The following is a 19,107-nucleotide window of genomic DNA, read 5'->3' as shown; positions in this document are numbered from 1 at the left end:
GCCGTTTACAAACCCAGCAACGACAGCATGATAAACGTCGCAAACAGCACAAAGTGGGTCATCCCTTCGATAGCGTTGGTTTCGCCATCGTTGAGGTTGATCGCGCTGACGATCAGCGTGATAAACACCATGACCGTCTGCACCGGCGTCATTGCCATCTGGAACGGCTGGCCGGTGTAGAGCGCCATGGCCTCCATCACCGGCACCGTCAGGATCACCGTCGACAAGGATGCACCCAACGCGATGTTGACCACCGATTGCATGCGGTTGGCCAGGGCGGCGCGCAAGGCCGTCAGGATTTCCGGTGCCGCTGAAATCGCCGCAACCACAATCGCAGTGATGACCGGTGGTGCTCCCGTACCTTCCAGGCCCAGGTCGAGCGTCTTGGACATCACCTCGGCCAGTGCGCCAATCACAATCACGCCAAACACCAGGGTGCCGATGGAGAACGCCAGGTTCACCGGCGGCGCCTGCTCCTCTTCCGGCAGTTTCTTGCGACGCTTTTCCGGGTAGCTGTAGCTGAAGAAATAACTGTGCGGCCCTACCTGCATTCTCAGGAACAGGGTGTAGAGCACCACCATCGCACCGATGGTGAAGGCCGAGTAGATTTTCCAGTCGGCCTCGGGGATAAATTCCGGCACCACCATCGACACGCCCATGGCGGTGAGGATCATCACGCTGTAGGTGCGTGCCGAATCATCGTTGTAGGACTGTTCGCCATGCTTGATGCCGCCCATCAACGCCGCCAGGCCGAGGATGCCGTTGATATCGAGCATCACTGCCGAATAGATGGTGTCGCGTACCAGGGTCGGCGACGGCTCATTACTCATCATGATCGCCAGGATCACCACTTCCACCAGTACGGCGGCGAGGGTCAGGATCATCGTGCCGTAGGGGTCGCCGACCTTTTCCGCCAACTGCTCGGCATGGTGAGCCACGCGCATCGAGGCCACCACGATAAACGCAATCAGCACCACGCCGGCCAGCAGCGCGACCATCTGCCCGCTGTGCAGCATCCAGTGCTCCAACGGGTAGGCGGCGATGGCGGCAATCAGCGCCAGCAACATGAATTTTTCTTGCTTGAGGGATGTGAGCATTCCGGGCCTTTTAGGACGGCAAATCAGTCATTGATGGGGTACAGACTGCGTCACGCCGCTAACGTTTCGTTACACCTTAGTTCACGCGGCCCTTGCGCGAACCCACCAAAACTCTTCTGCCGGTCAGGTTTTGCCGATTATTTCAGCCATGACCTGTAGAATGCCGCCATTGCACCTGATGAGAATTATAGAAATGTACGATTGGCTCAACGCCCTGCCCAAGGCTGAATTGCACCTGCACCTGGAAGGCTCGCTGGAGCCTGAGCTGCTGTTCGCCCTGGCCGAGCGCAACAAGATCGCGCTGCCGTGGAACGACGTTGAAACCCTGCGCAAGGCCTACGCCTTCAACAACCTGCAAGAGTTTCTCGACCTGTATTACAAGGGCGCCGACGTGCTGCGCACCTCCCAGGATTTCTATGACCTGACCTGGGCCTACCTGCTGCGCTGCAAAGAACAGAACGTGATCCACACCGAACCGTTCTTCGACCCGCAGACCCATACCGACCGTGGCATCCCGTTCGAAGTGGTGCTCAACGGTATCGCCGCGGCCCTCAAAGATGGCGAGCAGCAACTGGGGATCACCAGCGGCTTGATCCTCAGCTTCCTGCGCCACCTGAGCGAAGCCGAGGCCGAGAAAACCCTCGACCAGGCGCTGCCGTTCCGTGACGCGTTCGTGGCCGTGGGCCTGGACAGTTCGGAAATGGGCCACCCGCCGAGCAAGTTCCAGCGCGTGTTCGACCGCGCCCGCCACGAAGGCTTCCTCACTGTCGCCCACGCCGGCGAAGAAGGCCCGCCCGAGTACATCTGGGAAGCCATCGACCTGCTGAAAATCCAGCGTATCGACCATGGCGTGCGCGCCATCGAAGACGAACGCCTGATGCAGCGCATCATCGACGAGCAGATCCCGCTGACCGTATGCCCGTTGTCCAACACCAAACTGTGCGTGTTCGACGACATGGCGCAGCACAACATCCTCGACATGCTCGAGCGTGGCGTGAAGGTGACGGTCAACTCGGATGATCCGGCGTACTTCGGCGGCTATGTCACCGAGAACTTCCACGCGCTGTACACCTCGCTGGGCATGACCCAGGACCAGGCCAAACGCCTGGCGCAGAACAGCCTGGACGCGCGACTGGTAAAACCCTGACGTTGCCGGACGCGGGCTTGCTGGCGAAGGCGGCAGATCAGTCAAACACCGAGTGACTGACACGCCGCCTTTGCGAGCAAGCCCGCTCCAACGGCGACCTCTTCACCTCAAGCCTGCTCCGGCGCCGCGAGCCGAGTGATTTCCGCCAGCCCGGTCTCGCTGACCAGCAAGGCGCGGGACTCGTTGACCGCGCGAATCCAGCCCGACTGCACAAACAGTTGTAGCAACCCCGCACCCAACGCCCCTCCCAGGTGCGGTTGATGCTGGCTCCAGTCAAAACAATCGCACACCAGCGGTGACGCCAGCGCCGGCGTGAAAATACCCAGCCTCGCCAAACGCTGCGCGCCCTTGAACGTGACGTCGGTGCGCTGCTCAGCGCGCTCGATCCACCCTGCGTCGATCATCCGTTGATACAACCCCGCCGCCAGCTCGCCGCCCAGGTGACCATGGCATAACCGTGCGTGGCGCAGCGACGCAGGCGCCATCAAGGCCGGGGGCGACGACTCGGGGGCAGAACGCACGGCACTGGCCATGGTCGTCGTGGCCAGGGCATCGATGGCGCTGCTGACGTCCGCTGCCGCCATGCGAAACAGCCGCTGGCCGCGTCGAGCTTCGACCCGCAGCAGGCCGCTGCCGGTCAGCCGTGCCAGGTGTGCAGTGGCGGACGCCGGTGACAGCTCGGCGAGGGAGGCCAGTTCGGCGCAAGACTTGGCCGAGCCGTCCATCAATGCCCATAGCATGGCGGTACGCTTGGGCTCGGCGAGCAAGCTGGCGATCTGACTGATGCAAGGTGCCTGTTCCATCTATCCACTCCCTGTTGAATCATTTATCTGCTGCGGTTGGTGCCGAAGTATAGGTGCGCAAACCCGCGGTTCCGCGACGTCCGACAGCACGGATAGGGACAGGCTCTGAGTGAAATTTCCTGCTTTGATGGAGGCTACTGCGAAGCGCGCGGGCGCTCTGGCCTTTGCGCGGTCAATGTCGCACAGCGAGCCACAAGCATTTCCCGCAGCAGGTTGATGGGTTTACTCAACTGCGCACGGTGCGCGCACAGCAGATTCAGTGGCGTTCGCTCGCCGCGCAGCTCCGGCAGGATCAATCGCAGGCGCCCGGCCAGCACGTCGGTGCTCACATCCAGCCATGACTTGTAGGCAATGCCCACGCCAGCCACCGTCCAGCGCCGCACCACGTCGGCGTCGTCGCTGAAGCGATCACCCGAGACCGTCAGGCTGACTTCGCGCTTGCCGTCGTGGAAACTCCAATGGTCGTGGACCCGGCTGCCGAGCATGTACAACAGGCAGTTGTGCTGGGCCAATTGTTCCAGGTGCCGAGGCTCCCCGTGGCGTGCGAGGTAGCTGGGCGCGGCACACAGCACTCGGACATTCTCGGGAGCCACGGGCAGCGCAATCAGGCTTGAGTCCTCCGGCTCGCCATAACGCAAGGCGATATCCACCGGCTGGCGGAACAGGTCGGCGATCCGATCACCCAACAATAAACGTACGGTGAGTTGCGGGTGTTCACGCTGGAACTCATCCAGCCACGGCAGCAGCTGGTTGCGGCCGAAATCCGACGGCGCTGACAGTTGCAGCACGCCGCTGACATGGTCCTGGCCGCTGGCCAACAGGCGCCGCCCCTCATCCAGCGCGCCCAACGCGGCGCGCGCGTATTCGAGGAAACCCTCGCCTTCGGCAGTCAGGCGCAGGCTGCGCGTGGACCGGGCCAGCAGGCGCGTGCCCAGTTGCTCTTCAATCCGCTTGAGTGCTGCGCTGGCCACGGCGGGCGACAGGTCCATGACCCGCGCTGCAGCCGAAAGGCTGCCCAGGTCGGCTGCGCGAACAAACAACTGCAAATCGTCAAAACGCAGCATGCATCCCATCCATTATCAAAATTTCGTTGAAACAGACTGCTGTTTTAGCCGCTTTTATCTTCACGGGAAATAGCCAATCATCTGTGCATCCCGTTCATCACGTGTCTGGAGTTGCCATGTCCACTGCCTTTAACGTCATTGCCACGCTGATCGCCAAGCCCGGCCAACAGGCCACCCTGGAAACCCTGCTGCGCGGCCTGCTGGAACCCACTCGCCTGGAAGCCGGTTGCGAGCAGTACGACCTGCACCAGGACCTGCAACACCCCGAGACCTTCTACATGCTCGAACGCTGGGCCGATGACGCCGCACTGGCCGACCACGACCAGAGCGCACACATCCAGAGTTTTCGCGCCAAGGCCGCCGATGTGATCGAACACTTCGAACTCAAGCGCCTGAAATTTCTCGCCTGATCACTGCCCTTTTTCCGGAGCCATCATGAAAGCCATTGCCTACTACGCATCCCTGCCGATTAACGATCCCAGCGCCCTGCAAGACATCGAACTGCCAGCACCGGTCGCCGGTCCACGCGACCTGCTGGTGGAAGTCAAAGCCATCTCGGTCAACCCGGTGGACACCAAGGTCCGCCAGAACGTCGCCCCGGAAAACGGCGACGCCAAGGTGCTGGGCTGGGATGTGGCCGGTGTGGTCAAGGCCGTCGGCAGCGAAGTGACACTGTTCAAGGCCGGCGACAAGGTGTTCTACGCTGGCTCCCTGGTGCGCCCAGGTGGCAACAGCGAGTTGCACACTGTGGACGAGCGCATCGTCGGCCATATGCCCAAGAGCCTGGGTTTTGCCGAGGCTGCCGCGCTGCCCCTGACCGCCATCACCGCCTGGGAACTGCTGTTCGAGCGCCTGCAGGTCCGTGAGAGTAAAGAGGACGAGGGCCAGAGCCTGCTGATCGTCGGCGCGGCCGGTGGCGTGGGTTCGATCCTGACCCAGTTGGCCAGCCAACTGACAGCACTGAAAGTCATCGGCACCGCCTCGCGCCCGGAAACCCAGGCCTGGGCCAAGGACCTCGGCGCCGACCTGGTGATCGACCACAGCCAACCGCTGAGCGAAGCGCTGAAAGCCGCCGGCCACCCGCAGGTGACCCACGTTGCCAGCCTGACCCAGACCGACCATCACCTCGAACAACTGGTGGAAGCCCTGCAACCCCAGGGCAAGCTGGCACTGATTGACGATCCCAAGGCGCTGGACGTGAGCACACTCAAGCGCAAGAGCCTGTCGCTGCACTGGGAGTTCATGTACACGCGCTCGATGTTCGAGACTCCGGACATGATCGAGCAGCACAACCTGCTCAACCGCGTGGCCGAGCTGATCGACGCCGGTACCTTGAAAACCACGGTGGGCGAGCACTTCGGCGTGATCAACGCCGAGAACCTGCGCCGCGCCCATGCGCTGCTGGAAAGCGGCAAGGCCAAGGGCAAGATCGTGCTGGAAGGCTTCTAAAAACGGTCTGTCAGCGTCGTCCCTTATTCCTGTAGGTAAGGGACGACGCCGCTAGTCAGAGAGTTGATCTTTGTCATATTTGTGAGCGTATTCGGGTTTATATTGGCCGCCTTTGCCACGATTCTTTTACGTGAGGAAGTCAGCAATGAAAATCCTGATAAAAGCGTTAGCAAAATCCCCAGGCAATAAATGGCAAGTTCGTCTCGACGGCGACGCGTTTACGTTTCGCAGTGAAGCCGAGGCCCGAGCCTTTGCCGACACCTTGCAAGCCCGTATCCAGGCGCCCCACCGCTTCCCGCTCAGCCAGCAACGTTCCGCCGCTGGCTGACCCGCATTTCAGGCCTGCGCCTGCAGGGCCCTCGCCCGTTGCAGGCGCTGGGTCGACATCGCAATCGTCACCGCCAATACACCGCACAAGCTGATGACCATGGCCATCGGCATCGCCGTGCCGTCGTGCAATACACCGACCAACGACGCGGCGCCGGCCGCCACGCCAAACTGGATGCAGCCGAGCAACGCCGAAGCACTGCCCGCCCGGGCGCCCTGCCCAGCCATGGCGCAGGCCGAGGTGTTGGGCAAAATGCAGCCCAGGCTCGCGATGCAGATAAACAGCGGCACCAGCAGCGGCCACAGCGCGTCGGTGCGCAAGGCTGCGATACCCAGCAGCGTCAACGCGGCCAGCATGTAAAGCCAGACCGTGCGCGACAGTAAAAACGCCGGGCCGCGCTTGGCCAGCAGGCGTGCGTTCACCTGGGCCATCAGGATAAAGCCGGCTGCGTTGGAACCGAAGACCCAGCCGTAATGCTCGGCGGGCACGCCATACAACTTGATAAACACGAAAGGCGAACCGGCGATGTAGGCAAACATCCCGGCAATCGAGATGCCGCCGGTCAGCGCATAGCCGAGGTAGACCCGGTCTGACAGCAGCGAACCGTAGCGACGCAGCGATCCAGACAAAGGCTGGCGTGGTTGATGGGCCGGGAACGTCTCGGGCAACCCCACGGCCACGGCGACGGCGGCCATTACGCTGAAGATCGACAGCGCCAGGAAAATCGACTGCCAGCCCCACAAGCCGACCATCAGCCCACCGGCCAACGGCGCGAGGATCGGCGCCAGGCCGGTGACCAGCATCAGTTGGGAAAACACTTTGGCCGAGCCCACCGCATCACATTTGTCGCTGACCACCGCGCGGGAAATCACCATGCCGGCGCAACCGCCGAGGGCCTGCACGAAGCGCGCGCCGATCAGCCATTCCAATGACGGCGCAAAGGCGCAGGCGAAGGAGGCCAGGGTAAACAGGGTCACGCCGCTGAGCAGCGGGCCGCGCCGACCAAAGCGGTCCGCCAGCGGACCGTAGATCAATTGGCCGATGGCCAGGCCGCCGAAATACACCGCCAGGGTCAGCTGGATGTGTTTTTCGTCGGTCGCGAACGCGGTGGCCATGGCTGGAAAGCCCGGCAGATAAAAATCGATCGCCAGCGGCGCGAAGGCGCTCAAGGCACCCAGAATCAGGATTATACGGAGGTTCATCAGGCACCCAAGTGTGTCGGCAGCCCGACAGTCTAGCCGCGCTTGGGTGCATTTAACACGATAGCTCGCTAACTATTTGAGCGGATCACGCGAGCTTGGCGCTGTAGCCTTCTTCGCTGATCAGGCTGATCACCTGCTCGGCAGACAGACGGCTTTCCACCCCCACTTCCTTCGCCGCCAGGTCGACCTTCACGCTCGCGGCCGGGTCCTCGTTCTGCACCGCCTGGGTGACGGCCCGAACGCAATGGCCGCAGGTCATTCCTTCAACGCTGAATACTTGCATGACATGACTCCTTTGATGAGGTTGAACCCAGTCTCGACCTTGCCACGATGGCAAGGTCAAGTTCCAGGATGATCTGCCGGGCTGGTATTCGGCGGCGACGTCGGCCAAGCTTCACTCATCTTTGATTCAATCCACGGAGCATTCGCCATGCGCTGGTCGTTTTTTGGCCTTGTCGGCCTGATGAGCTTGTCTGCCGTTGCGCCCACGGCCAGTGCCGCAGAAGACTATGCGGTGCTGATCATTTCCCGCGAACGCCTGGAAGTGCCGACCAATTGCGAAATCGGCCTATATATCCAGGACCAGCTGGCAGGCCGGCTGTTCCAGGAGCAATCCACCTCATTCAACTTGCCCGCCGGCAACGTGTCGCTACGCCTGAAGCTGTTGCCGGGCCAGTCCCCGGGCTGCCTGCCGGGCATGCTCGCGCCACCGGCGCAGAACATCACGCTGAAGGTCGGCGACGTACGCAAATTGCGCATCGCGCAGGGCCCGGACGGTATGTACCTCAAGCCTGCCGCACTGGAATATTAAAGGCGCTTGACCTTCCCCACAGGTCAAGGTTGATCCTAGGGACAACTTCTCCTGGAGGACTGCCCCATGAATGGATCCACCACCTTTGACCTGCCCATCGGCGGCATGACCTGCGCCAGCTGCGCCGGGCGCGTCGAACGCGCGCTGGGCAAAGTGCCGGGGGTGCAAAGCGTCAGCGTCAACCTGGCCAACGAACGCGCGCATGTTGAAGTGCTCGGCCAGATGGACCCGAACGTGTTGATCGCCGCCGTCGACAAGGCCGGCTACAGCGCCAGCCTGCCCCAGAGCGAAGCCGCCACCGAGGTCGACCAGGCCCGGCGCCTGCACCGCGAGCGCTGGGCATTGCTGCTGGCGATCCTGCTGGCGCTGCCGTTGGTACTGCCGATGCTGGTGGAGCCTTTCGGCCTGCACTGGATGCTGCCGGCCTGGGTGCAGTTCGCGCTGGCGACGCCGGTGCAGTTCATCTTCGGTGCGCGCTTTTATATCGCCGCCTGGAAAGCCGTGCGCGCCGGTGCCGGGAATATGGACTTGCTGGTGGCCATCGGCACCAGCGCCGGCTACGGCCTGAGCATTTATGAGTGGCTCACCGCACCGGCCGGCAGCATGCCCCATTTGTACTTCGAGGCCTCGGCCGTGGTGATTGCCCTGGTGTTGCTCGGCAAATACCTGGAAAGCCGCGCCAAACGCCAGACCGCCAGCGCCATCCGCGCCCTCGAAGCGCTGCGCCCGGAACGCGCGATTCGCGTGGTCGACGGCCGCGAGGAGGACGTCGCGATCAACGCGTTGAAGCGCGGCGACCTGGTGCTGGTCAAGCCCGGCGAACGCTTCCCGGTGGACGGTGAAGTGGTCGACGGCCAAAGCCACGCCGACGAAGCGCTGATCAGTGGCGAGAGCCTGCCGGTGCCAAAGCAGCCGGGCGACTCGGTCACCGGCGGCGCCATCAACGGTGAAGGCCGCCTGCTGGTGCGCACCCTCGCCTTGGGTGCGGAAAGCGTATTGGCACGGATCATCCGCCTGGTGGAAGACGCCCAGGCCGCCAAGGCTCCGATCCAGAAGCTGGTGGATAAAGTCAGCCAAGTGTTCGTGCCGGCGGTGCTGGTGCTGGCGTTGATCACGCTGGTGGGCTGGTGGCTGTACGGCGCCTCCCTGGAGACGGCGATCATCAACGCGGTCGCGGTGCTGGTGATCGCCTGTCCGTGCGCCCTGGGCCTGGCCACACCGACGGCGATCATGGCCGGCACCGGCGTCGCCGCGCGCTACGGCATCCTGATCAAGGACGCCGAAGCCCTGGAGCGTGCGCACGCCGTGAGCGCCGTGGTGTTCGACAAGACCGGCACCCTCACCTCCGGCACGCCAAGGATTGCGCACCTGGCGGCGGTGGATGGCGACGAAGCATCATTGCTGCAGCACGCCGGTGCCTTGCAGCGCGGCAGTGAACATCCGCTGGCCAAGGCGGTGCTGGATGCCTGCCGCGAACGAGGACTGGATGTCGCCGATGTGAGCGCCAGCCAAGCCCTGACCGGGCGCGGCATTGCCGGCACCCTGGCGGGCCGGCAACTGGCGCTGGGTAACCGTCGACTGCTGGAAGAAAGCGGTTTGAACGCCGGTGAACTGTCCGGCTCCGCCACCGCCTGGGAAGCCGAAGGCCGGACCTTGTCCTGGCTGATCGAGCAAGGCCCGCAACCGCGTGTGCTCGGGCTGTTTGCCTTTGGCGATACCCTCAAGCCGGGGGCGCTTGCGGCCGTGCAGCAACTCAAGGCGCAGCAGATCAGCAGTCATCTGCTCACTGGTGACAATCGCGGCAGCGCCCGCGTGGTTGCGCAGGCGCTGGGCATCGAGGATGTGCACGCTGAAGTACTGCCCGCCGAAAAAGCCGCCACCGTCGCCGAGTTGAAAAAAACCGGCGTGGTGGCGATGGTCGGCGACGGCATCAACGATGCCCCGGCCCTGGCGGCTGCCGACATTGGCATCGCCATGGGCGGCGGCACCGATGTGGCGATGCATGCGGCGGGTATCACCTTGATGCGCGGCGACCCGCGCCTGGTGCCTGCCGCCCTGGAGATCAGCCGCAAGACCTACGCAAAGATCCGCCAGAACCTGTTCTGGGCCTTTGTGTATAACTTGATCGGCATTCCGCTGGCGGCGTTCGGCCTGCTCAACCCGGTGCTCGCGGGCGCGGCCATGGCCTTGTCCAGCGTCAGCGTGGTCAGCAATGCCTTACTGTTGAAAACCTGGAAACCCAAGGACCTGGAGGATCAACGCCCATGAACATCGGCCAAGCCGCCCGCCAGAGCGGGCTGAGCGCCAAGATGATTCGCTACTACGAATCCATTGGTCTGTTGAAAGCCGCCCACCGCACCGACAGCGGCTACCGCGTCTACAGCGGCGACGATTTGCACACACTGGCGTTTATCAAACGCTCACGGGACCTGGGGTTTTCCCTGGAGGAAGTTGGCAAGTTGCTGGCCCTGTGGCAAGACCGCCAACGCGCGAGCGCGGACGTGAAAGCCCTGGCGCGCCAGCACATCGATGAGCTCAATCAGAAAATTCTGGAGTTGGGGCAACTGCGCGACACGCTGCAGGACCTGGTGGAACATTGCCAGGGCGATCATCGGCCGGATTGTCCGATTCTCAAGGAGTTGGCTTCGGGCAGTTGCTGCGCCTGACTGAGCTTTACCCGCCCCAGACAGAACAAAATGTGGGCGCCAGCCGGGCTTGCCTGCGATGCAGGCACCTCGGTATGTCAGTCACACCGAGGTGATGCAATCGCCGGCAAGCCAGTGCCTACACCAGCCTGCTCCCACATCTTTGCGGGATCACTGCAGCCAAGGCGGCGGCGGTGGCTCGTCAGGTACTTTGCTCGGTGGCGCATCGTCCGCCGCGCGAATCGCCTGGCGACGCTCTTCATCCAGGCGCGCCGCTTCGATCTCGCGGATCACTCCGCCGACATCCGCCAGCTCTTCCGGTTCGTCGAACTCACCGGTCAACACGCTGGCCGGGTGCAAGGTGCCGGCTTCGTACAGCGCCCACATCTCCTTGGCGTACTTGGTCTTCTTCAGTTCCGGAGCAAAACGGCCGAAGTAGGACGCCATGTTGCCCACGTCACGCTCCAGCATGCTGAACGCGTGGTTGTTGCCCGCCGCATCCACCGCCTGAGGCAGGTCGATGATCACCGGCCCGGTTGGCGTGAGCAGTACGTTGAACTCGGACAGGTCACCGTGCACCAGGCCGGTACACAGCATCAGCACGATCTGGGAGATCAGGAAGGCGTGGTATTCGCGCGCCTGATCCGGCTCCAGCACCACGTCGTTCAGACGCGGTGCTGCATCGCCGTACTCGTCGGCTACCAGCTCCATCAACAGCACGCCTTCAAGGAAGTCGTACGGCTGGGGCACGCGAACGCCCGCACCGGCCAGGCGGAACAACGCCGCCACTTCAGCGTTCTGCCAGGCATCTTCGGTTTCTTTCTTGCCGAACTTTGAGCCCTTGGCCATGGCCCGGGCCTGCCGGCTGTTACGGACCTTACGGCCTTCCTGGTATTCGGACGCCTGACGAAAACTTCGTTTGTTCGCCTCCTTGTAAACCTTGGCGCAACGCAATTCGTTGCCGCAGCGCACCACATAAACAGCTGCTTCTTTACCACTCATGAGTGGGCGCAGCACTTCGTCGACCAGACCGTCTTCGATCAGGGGTTCAATGCGTTTAGGAGTCTTCATCAGCTTTTATTGTGGGTCCTTTATTACCAAATACGCGTATGGCACTCGTTATACGGCAATCGGCTCGCCGGTGGGAGAGGCTACCGACCTCTGACCCGTCAAGAATGCATCCAATATGCCAATTTTTATCGCAATCAGCGTTCGATGATCGCCGTGACCCCTTGCCCGCCCGCCGCACAGATCGAAATCAGCCCCCTGCCCTTGCCCGCCGCGTCGAGCAACTTGGCCAGATTGGCGACAATGCGCCCGCCCGTGGCGGCAAACGGGTGGCCGGCTGCCAGGGAGCTGCCCTTGACGTTCAGCCGGCTGCGGTCGATGGCGCCCAACGGTGCATCCAGCCCGAGGCGAGTCTTGCAGTAGTCCGCATCTTCCCAGGCCTTGAGCGTGCACAACACTTGGGCAGCGAAGGCTTCGTGGATCTCGTAGTAATCGAAGTCCTGCAGCGTCAGGCCATTCCTCGCCAGCAGGCGCGGTACTGCGTAGACCGGCGCCATCAACAAGCCTTCGGCACCGTTGACGAAATCCACCGCAGCCGCCTCGCCATCGCGCAAATACGCGAGGATTGGCAAGCCGCGCTCCTGGGCCCAGGCCTCACTGCCCAGCAGCACCAGGGACGCACCGTCGGTGAGCGGCGTGGAGTTGCCAGCGGTGAGCGTGCCCTTTTCGCTACGCTCGAAGGCAGGCTTTAGGGCGGCGAGTTTTTCCAGGGTCAGGTCGGGGCGCAGATTGTTGTCGCGGGTCAGGCCGAGAAACGGCGTCAGCAAGTCGTTGTGCCAGCCTTCGGCGTAGGCGGCGGCCATTTTCTGGTGACTTTCCAGCGCCAGTTGGTCTTGCTCGGCGCGAGGGATCTGCCATGTCTGTGCCATCAACTCGCAATGCTGGCCCATGGACAAACCGGTGCGCGGTTCGCCATTGCGCGGCAGTTCGGGCTTGAGGTGATGAGGACGAAGTTGTAACAGGAGTTTTAATTTGTCCGCCATGGACTTGCTGCGATTGGCCTGCAGCAGGAGCTTGCGCAGCCCTTCATTCACGCCGATCGGGGCGTCGGACGTGGTGTCGACCCCGCCGGCAATCCCGCATTCGATCTGGCCCAGGGCGATCTTGTTGGCCACCAGCAATGCGGCCTCAAGGCCGGTGCCACAGGCCTGTTGAATGTCGTAGGCCGGGGTTTGCGGCGACAGGCGCGAGCCGAGCACGCATTCGCGGGTGAGGTTGAAGTCGCGCGAGTGCTTGAGCACCGCACCGGCAGCCACTTCGCCCATGCGCAGGCCGTGCAGGTTGTAGCGCTCGATCAGGCCCTCCAGGGCCGCAGTCAGCATCGCCTGGTTGCTCGCCGTGGCATACGGGCCATTGGAACGGGCGAAAGGAATGCGGTTACCGCCAATGATCGCTACACGGCGCAATTGAGTCATGAAAAGCTCCCTCGGTCTGTTATGGGCTGGCTGCTGTGGTTGGATAACAGAGCCTAGTCGAACGACTGCTACCCTGGGATGGTCAACCCTTTGAACCCCAGTCTTCGGAGAGCGTTCCATGTCTGACCGTTATATCGACTTCGCCAACTCAAGCCTCGGCCATCGCCTGGTCGCTGCCATTGGCCTGCCGTCACCGGTACGCCTCGAACGCTGGCAAGCCGGGCGCCTGCGCCCGGTAGAAGGGGCATTGTTGCTCGGTGGCGGCGCGCTGGCGTCCAAGGTGCTGCCGTTTGCCAATAAGCTCACTGACGCGATCTACAGCTACGGCACCGACGCCTCGACCGCCCCGGCGTGGATTCCCGGCCACGGGCCCAAACTCAAGGCGGTGGTGTTCGACGCCAGCGACTTGCAGCACACCGACCAGCTCAAGCAACTGCGTGAGTTTTTCCAGCCGCTGCTGAAAAACCTGGATAACAGTGCGCACCTGGTGATCCTCGGTCGCGCGCCGGAAAGCCTCGGCGATCCGTTTGCCGCCAGCGCCCAGCGTGCCCTCGAAGGCTTCAGCCGTTCACTGGCCAAAGAGTTGCGCAACGGTGGCGTGCTGCAATTGCTCTACGTTGGCGAGGGCGCCGAAGACCAGCTGGAAGGCGCGCTGCGGTTTTTCCTGTCGCCCAAGAGCGCCTACATTTCCGGCCAGGTTATCCGCCTGCAGGCCTGTGCCACGCCGGTCGAGGACTGGACGCGCCCACTCGCCGGGCGCAAGGCGCTGGTCACCGGTGCCGCCCGTGGCATTGGTGCGTCCATCGCCGAAACCCTGGCCCGCGACGGGGCCGAGGTGATCCTGCTGGACGTGCCCCAGGCCAAGACCGATCTCGAAGCCCTGGCCGCGCGCCTGGGTGCACGTTCCGTGCTGCTGGATATCTGCGCCGAAGACGCCGCCAGCCAGTTGATCGAACACCTGCCCGACGGCCTCGACATCCTGGTGCACAACGCCGGGATCACCCGCGACAAGACCCTGGCCAACATGACCCCGGAATACTGGGACGCGGTGCTGGCGGTCAACCTGAATGCCCCGCAAGTGCTGACCAAGGCGCTGCTCGACAGCGGCACCCTGCATGACAACGCGCGCGTGGTGCTGCTCGCGTCCATCAGTGGGATCGCCGGCAATCGCGGGCAAACCAATTATGCCGCGAGCAAGGCCGGGTTGATCGGCCTGGCCCAGGCGTGGGCGCCGCTGCTCAAAGAACGGGGGATCAGTATCAACGCCGTGGCCCCAGGCTTTATTGAGACCCAGATGACCGCGCATATTCCGTTCGCCCTGCGTGAGGCCGGGCGCCGCATGAGTTCGCTCGGCCAGGGCGGCTTGCCACAAGACGTCGCCGAAGCCGTGGCCTGGCTTGGCCAGCCGGGCTCCGGAGCGGTCAGCGGGCAAGCGCTGCGGGTGTGTGGGCAAAGTCTATTGGGAGCGTGAGCATGCAATGGCAGACAGTGGGCAGTCCCCCGTTTCTCGCGCCGCTGTACTGGCGCGCCGCGCTCAAGCGCAAGATCACCGGCACTGCGTTGCCCGAGCAGGGCTTGCGCTGCCGGGTCAGTGTCAATCCCAAAGCGGTCGCGGCGTATCGCAAGGTCTGCGGGTTTGCCGAGAGCGCAGTGCTGCCGGCGACTTATCCGCACATCCTCGCGTTCGGCTTGCAGATGCAGTTGCTCACGGCCAAATCGTTTCCGTTTCCGCTGCTGGGGTTGATTCACCTGAGCAATCGCATCCGTATTCATCGTCCGCTCGGCGGTGTCAGCGACCTGTTCATTGGTGTGCATGCGCAAAACCTCAAGCCGCATGCGAAGGGCGCAACGTTTGACCTGGTGACCACCGTCGAGGATTCCCTCGGCCTGCTGTGGGAGGCCGAGAGTCGCATGCTCTGTCGCGGCGTGAAACTGGAAGGCGCAGCGAGCGACGAGGCGCAATCCCCCCCCACCCAGGTCAGCGAAGTGAGCCGCTGGAAAGCCCCCGCCGATATCGGCCGCCGGTATGCGCGGGTGTCCGGCGACTACAACCCGATCCATCTCAGCGCGCTCACGGCCAAGCTGTTCGGCTTCCCCCAGGCCATCGCCCACGGACTGTGGAACAAGGCGCACACCCTGGCGGCCTTGGGTGAACACCTGCCGGCCGCGAACATCGAGATAAACGTCGAGTTCAAGAAGCCGGTACGCCTGCCCAGTGAGGTCACCTTATGGGCCAGTGCGCCCGGGTCCAGCGGGGAGTTAGTGTTGAAAGGCGCGGGTGACATTGAACACATGGTGGGCAAATGGCAGCCGATCGCCTGAACAACCACTGATTAATTGTATATATACATCCTGGGTTATAGCGGACTTTCTCAAGTCCGCTTTTTTATTCAACTCTTTGATTTTTAATACATATATATCTTGATACATCCACCCCTTATACCCTTGGTATTAGTCGCTTAACCGGTACATCCGCGCCGTATATAAATCGTTAATACCAAGTAGAGCATTGTGAGAAAGAGCGCCCGGGCTTGTTATAGCCACACGGACAAACGCATCGCTATCCCTAGAAATAGCGAGCGTTTGAGACAACCAAGGTTGTACAGGTGCAAGGAACTCAATCATGAAAGCTCAAGTAGTGTTTTGGAAAGCAAGTACCGCGCTGGCCCTGGCAGTAGCAATGACGCTCGGCGGCTGCAGCAGCGGTGGTGGTGGGCATCACAGTGGCGGCTCCGCTTCCTCACCGGACGCATCCACTGGCGGTGGCGGTACCGGCGGCGGGGGTACTGGTGGTGGCGGCACAGGAGGTGGCGGTACCGGCACCACCAGCACCCTGGTCACGGCTAACGTGGCCGATACCCTCGGCGATACCGTAACCGGCCTCGGCGGCACTGTCAGCAGCCTCGGTACCACACTCGGCAGCCTGCCGATCGTGGGGGCTACCGCAGGTGGCCTGGTGACCTCTGTCGGCACCGCTGTCGGCAGCATCGGCACGGGCGTGTCGGATGGCCTGGGCACACTGGGTACCGACAGCAATGCACTGGGCAAAACCGTGGCCGGCGTGGCCAACGGAGTCGCCGATCTCGGCACCGGTGTCTCCACGACCGGTCAAAATGTGGCGACACTGCTGGGGCAAGTGCCCGTGGTCAGCGGTGCCGCCCCCGTTGTCGGCAATGTAGTGGGCAAGGTCGGCAACGCCGTGACCATGCTCGGCGACACACTCAGCACGGCGAGCACCACCGGCCCACTGGGCTCGGTCACCAACACCGTCGGCGCGAAAGTACTGGTGCCCGTGGTGTCCCTGGTGGAAAAAACCACCGGCAAAGTCGGCACCACCACAGGCCTGGATACGCCTGTCGGCGGCCTGCTGCAAAAAGTCGGCGATACCGTTGACGGCCTGGGCGATAAAGTCGCCGATGCCGGCGGCACCGGCAACCCTGTCACTGGCGCTGTGGGCAATGTGCTCAATGGCGTGGGCACCGTGGTCGGTAAAGCCAGCGGCTATGTCGACCCGGCTGACGACAGCAGTGGCGGCAGTGGCGGCGGCACGGGTGGTGGCACTGGCGGTGGCACCGGGCAACTGGGCCTGGCGGAACTCATCGGTGGTGTGATCGCAGGCGCCGGCAGCGGCCTGGATGCAGGCAGCAGCAATGGCGTGGTCAGCGCGACCGGCGTCACTGGCGTCAAAGCGGGCGGTACCGTGGCATCGCTGGGTACCCTGCTGGGTGGCAGCGGCACACCGAACACCGCGGCAGGCGCACCGGTTGCTGCCCTCACCAATCAGGTCGGCGGCGCCCTGAACCCTATCACCAGCGGCGTTACCAGCCTGACCCAAACCGTCGGCAACGCCACCGGCCTGGGTGCTCCCGTCAACGGCCTGGTGACCAATGTCGGCGGCGCCGTCAGCAGCCTGGGCGGCAAAATCAGCGGCACTAACGCCAACCCGGTCACCAACGCCTTGGGCGGTACCGTGAGCGCAGTAGGCGGCACCGTGGCCTCGATCGGCGGGCTGGTGACCGGCGGCACCAACACCGGCGGTGGTTTGCTCGGCGGTGGCCTGAACCTGGGAGCCGGCGCATCCGCCTCCGCAGGTGCAGGTGCCAGTGCAAATGGGGGTCTGCTGGGCGGCCTGATCGGTGGCCTTACCGGCAAAAAATAGAATTGCACCTGGCCGATTAGACGGCCTCACCTACAGCGCCTACGCTTGGTTGAGACGAGAGACCCCAATAAGTCTCTCGTCTTTTTTTATGGGTCAATGATCGATCCCTGAAAACACCCGAACCGCGCCTCCAGAGCCCGGCGGGACCCTGCAATACGCTGCTGCAGTTTTGACCATGGAGTGTCCTATGCGCGCTTTGACGCCGTTGTTATTGCTCACCCTCAGTGCTTACGCCCACGCCGATACCCTACCCAGCTTCCTCAATAGCAACGACACCATTCGCAACCTGCCCGTGCCCAACCTGCCCGCCGATGCGTATCGACCGGTGACCCCGCAGACCCAGTTGCCCACCCCCGCTGCCACCGCCGCGCAACCCCTGCTGATGGACACCAAGGTGACTATTCGCAAGCTGCAGATCGACGGCGGCACGGTCTACCCGCTGAAGGAAGTCGCCCAGGCCTTCGAACCCCTGATCGGCCATGAAACCAACCTGGCGCAATTGATCGAAGCCACCCGCAGCATCACCCGTCGCTACCAGGAAGACGGCTATTTGCTGTCCTACGCCTTCCTGCCGGAACAACGCTTTGAAGGCGGCCTGGTGCACGTGGTGCTGGTCGAGGGTTATATCCGCGATTACGACCTGCAGGGCGACATCGGCTCGGTGTCGGCCTACGTCGACAAACTCGCGGAAAAACTCAAGGCCGAACGCCCGCTCACCCGCAAGACCTTCGAGCGCTACACCACGCTGATGAGCGCCATCCCCGGGGTGACCCTGCAGGCGCAGGTGCCGCCGCCCGGCACCACTGATGGCGGCACCCATATGCAAATCACCGCCAGCCGCAAACCGTTCACCACCAGCATGAGCCTGAACGAGGCCAGCCGTGGCGGTACGCAAGCGCTGCTGACGGCCACCAGCAATTCGTGGACATCCATGGGGGAACAACTGAGCCTCAGCGGGCTGTTCCCACCGGGCGACGACAAGGAGCATTACTACCGCGCCGCCTACAGCCAGTTCATCAATGCCGAGGGCACGCAGTTGGTGTTGTCGGGCGAGCGCTACCGCGCCGACCCACGCACCAGCCTGCAATTGGGCGACGGCTTCGAACTCAAGCCGCACCAGGAAATCGACCGCTACTCCATCGGCTTCAGCCACCCCGTGATCGCCTCGCCCAACGAGTCCCTGAGCCTCGGCGCCCGCTACTACGCGGTCGACCAGACCACCCGCTACAAACTCGAAGGTTTCCCCCAGCGCCTGGAGCTGCAAACCGACCTGCGCGCCTTGGCGTTCGAGGGTGATTGGCGCAAGGCCGATACCACCCAATTGCGCATCCTCAGCGCTGGCCTGTACCAAGGCATCAACGGCATGGGCGCCAAGACCCGCAGTGACTTCGGTGGCCTCAAGCCGGACCTCGATTTCTTCCGCCTGCGCCTGTCCGGCGTGCAGAGCAACAAGCTCTTCGATAACTGGCAAGGCGTGCTGTCCGGCGCGCTCTACTGGAGTGATGACACCCTGCCCGACAGCGAGCGCGCCACCTTCGGTGGGCAGAACTTCGCCCGTGGCTACCCCGATGACCAGGGCTCGGGCGACAAGGGGTGGGGCGTGGCGTATGAGGTCAACTACAGCTACAACCGCGCCGGCGAATGGGTGCGCATCCTGCAGCCTTATGTGGTGTTCGACCGCGCCAAGACCTGGTTCAACGACCTGCCGATCAAGGGCAACAACATGTCATCGGCCGCCGTCGGCCTGCGCTTCGGTGACGCCAAGTACTACAACATCTCCCTGGAAGCGGCCAAGCCGATGTCGGAAGTGGCGCTGGACAACTTTGATCGGCGTCCGCGCTACACGTTGAGCTTCAGCTACCAACTCTGAACCTCGCACTGCGCTCACCTGCCGGGTGGGCGCAACCAGCCGCGCGGGC

At 63.1% G+C, this 19,107-nt stretch carries 18 protein-coding genes; 11 read left to right on the top strand and 7 right to left on the bottom strand.

All coding sequences use genetic code 11. The features are described from left to right. Positions 1-5: 5 nt before the first annotated feature. Complete coding sequence (locus AC07SI_RS27450) at positions 6-1,097, bottom strand: calcium:cation antiporter (RefSeq protein WP_065900373.1); 1,092 nt, start codon at positions 1,095-1,097, stop codon at positions 6-8. A 193-nt stretch (positions 1,098-1,290) separates the two neighbouring features. Here AC07SI_RS27450 and AC07SI_RS27445 point away from each other — a divergent pair, with 193 nt between their 5' ends. After that, positions 1,291-2,244 carry an adenosine deaminase gene (locus AC07SI_RS27445; RefSeq protein ID WP_012722045.1) on the top strand — a complete coding sequence of 318 codons (954 nt, stop codon included), beginning with the start codon at positions 1,291-1,293 and terminating at the stop codon, positions 2,242-2,244. Positions 2,245-2,351: 107 nt separating this feature from the next. Here AC07SI_RS27445 and AC07SI_RS27440 read toward each other — a convergent pair whose 3' ends face one another. Next, positions 2,352-3,047 carry an ArsR/SmtB family transcription factor gene (locus AC07SI_RS27440; RefSeq protein ID WP_262135940.1) on the bottom strand — a complete coding sequence of 232 codons (696 nt, stop codon included), beginning with the start codon at positions 3,045-3,047 and terminating at the stop codon, positions 2,352-2,354. A gap of 134 nt (positions 3,048-3,181) precedes the next feature. Beyond that, the gene (vimR, locus tag AC07SI_RS27435) at positions 3,182-4,111 is read right to left on the bottom strand and encodes a transcription regulator VimR (protein ID WP_495006908.1); all 930 of its coding nucleotides are present in this window, start codon (positions 4,109-4,111) and stop codon (positions 3,182-3,184) included. 116 nt (positions 4,112-4,227) lie between these two features. Between vimR and AC07SI_RS27430 the strand changes: the two genes are divergently transcribed. The 3 genes from AC07SI_RS27430 (at position 4,228) to AC07SI_RS27420 (ending at position 5,888) form a co-directional block, all read left to right on the top strand. Beyond that, positions 4,228-4,521, top strand: a complete 294-nt coding sequence (locus tag AC07SI_RS27430) for a putative quinol monooxygenase (RefSeq protein WP_065900367.1) — start codon at positions 4,228-4,230, stop codon at positions 4,519-4,521. Positions 4,522-4,546: 25 nt separating this feature from the next. Further along, positions 4,547-5,560, top strand: a complete 1,014-nt coding sequence (locus tag AC07SI_RS27425; protein ID WP_065900365.1) for a zinc-binding alcohol dehydrogenase family protein — start codon at positions 4,547-4,549, stop codon at positions 5,558-5,560. A gap of 145 nt (positions 5,561-5,705) precedes the next feature. Further along, positions 5,706-5,888 (top strand): hypothetical protein, encoded by a 183-nt coding sequence (locus AC07SI_RS27420; RefSeq protein WP_027607955.1) that lies wholly within the window; start codon positions 5,706-5,708, stop codon positions 5,886-5,888. Between the two features lie 8 nt (positions 5,889-5,896). On the opposite strand, the gene AC07SI_RS27415 is transcribed toward AC07SI_RS27420, so the two are convergent. Beyond that, positions 5,897-7,090: a multidrug effflux MFS transporter gene (locus AC07SI_RS27415; RefSeq protein ID WP_065900361.1), complete on the bottom strand. Its 1,194-nt coding sequence runs from the start codon at positions 7,088-7,090 to the stop codon at positions 5,897-5,899. A gap of 85 nt (positions 7,091-7,175) precedes the next feature. Continuing rightward, entirely contained in the window at positions 7,176-7,373 is a 198-nt protein-coding gene (locus tag AC07SI_RS27410; RefSeq protein ID WP_106805256.1) for a heavy-metal-associated domain-containing protein, read from the bottom strand. 147 nt (positions 7,374-7,520) lie between these two features. Here AC07SI_RS27410 and AC07SI_RS27405 point away from each other — a divergent pair, with 147 nt between their 5' ends. From AC07SI_RS27405 to cueR, 3 genes are all read left to right on the top strand, one after another. Next, positions 7,521-7,901: a hypothetical protein gene (locus AC07SI_RS27405; RefSeq protein ID WP_106805257.1), complete on the top strand. Its 381-nt coding sequence runs from the start codon at positions 7,521-7,523 to the stop codon at positions 7,899-7,901. A gap of 66 nt (positions 7,902-7,967) precedes the next feature. After that, positions 7,968-10,169: a heavy metal translocating P-type ATPase gene (locus AC07SI_RS27400; RefSeq protein WP_065900355.1), complete on the top strand. Its 2,202-nt coding sequence runs from the start codon at positions 7,968-7,970 to the stop codon at positions 10,167-10,169. Beyond that, the gene (cueR, locus tag AC07SI_RS27395; RefSeq protein ID WP_065900353.1) at positions 10,166-10,567 is read left to right on the top strand and encodes a Cu(I)-responsive transcriptional regulator; all 402 of its coding nucleotides are present in this window, start codon (positions 10,166-10,168) and stop codon (positions 10,565-10,567) included. The genes AC07SI_RS27400 and cueR overlap by 4 nt, the downstream gene beginning before the upstream one ends. A 150-nt stretch (positions 10,568-10,717) precedes the next feature. Here cueR and AC07SI_RS27390 read toward each other — a convergent pair whose 3' ends face one another. Both AC07SI_RS27390 and AC07SI_RS27385 read right to left on the bottom strand, forming a co-directional pair. Continuing rightward, positions 10,718-11,617, bottom strand: coding sequence for a PA4780 family RIO1-like protein kinase (locus AC07SI_RS27390; protein ID WP_065900351.1), 900 nt, complete (start codon positions 11,615-11,617; stop codon positions 10,718-10,720). 134 nt (positions 11,618-11,751) lie between these two features. Next, positions 11,752-13,029 carry an acetyl-CoA C-acetyltransferase gene (locus AC07SI_RS27385; RefSeq protein WP_106805259.1) on the bottom strand — a complete coding sequence of 426 codons (1,278 nt, stop codon included), beginning with the start codon at positions 13,027-13,029 and terminating at the stop codon, positions 11,752-11,754. A 118-nt stretch (positions 13,030-13,147) separates the two neighbouring features. Between AC07SI_RS27385 and AC07SI_RS27380 the strand changes: the two genes are divergently transcribed. The 4 genes from AC07SI_RS27380 to AC07SI_RS27365 all read left to right on the top strand — a co-directional run bounded on the left by AC07SI_RS27380 (position 13,148) and on the right by AC07SI_RS27365 (position 19,058). Further along, a complete protein-coding gene (locus AC07SI_RS27380) occupies positions 13,148-14,500 on the top strand; it encodes a 3-oxoacyl-ACP reductase (protein ID WP_495006907.1) in 1,353 nt (450 codons plus the stop codon). A gap of 2 nt (positions 14,501-14,502) precedes the next feature. Next, the gene (locus tag AC07SI_RS27375; RefSeq protein ID WP_495006906.1) at positions 14,503-15,351 is read left to right on the top strand and encodes a MaoC family dehydratase; all 849 of its coding nucleotides are present in this window, start codon (positions 14,503-14,505) and stop codon (positions 15,349-15,351) included. 301 nt (positions 15,352-15,652) lie between these two features. Continuing rightward, positions 15,653-17,188, top strand: a complete 1,536-nt coding sequence (locus AC07SI_RS27370) for a collagen-like triple helix repeat-containing protein (RefSeq protein WP_201143469.1) — start codon at positions 15,653-15,655, stop codon at positions 17,186-17,188. A 187-nt stretch (positions 17,189-17,375) separates the two neighbouring features. Next, a complete protein-coding gene (locus tag AC07SI_RS27365) occupies positions 17,376-19,058 on the top strand; it encodes a ShlB/FhaC/HecB family hemolysin secretion/activation protein (RefSeq protein ID WP_495006905.1) in 1,683 nt (560 codons plus the stop codon). The last annotated feature ends 49 nt before the right edge of the window (positions 19,059-19,107 follow it).

The sequence above is a fragment of the Pseudomonas sp. GW821-FHT05D12 genome, assembly GCF_059419825.1.
This window is presented reverse-complemented; position numbering and strand designations above follow the sequence as displayed.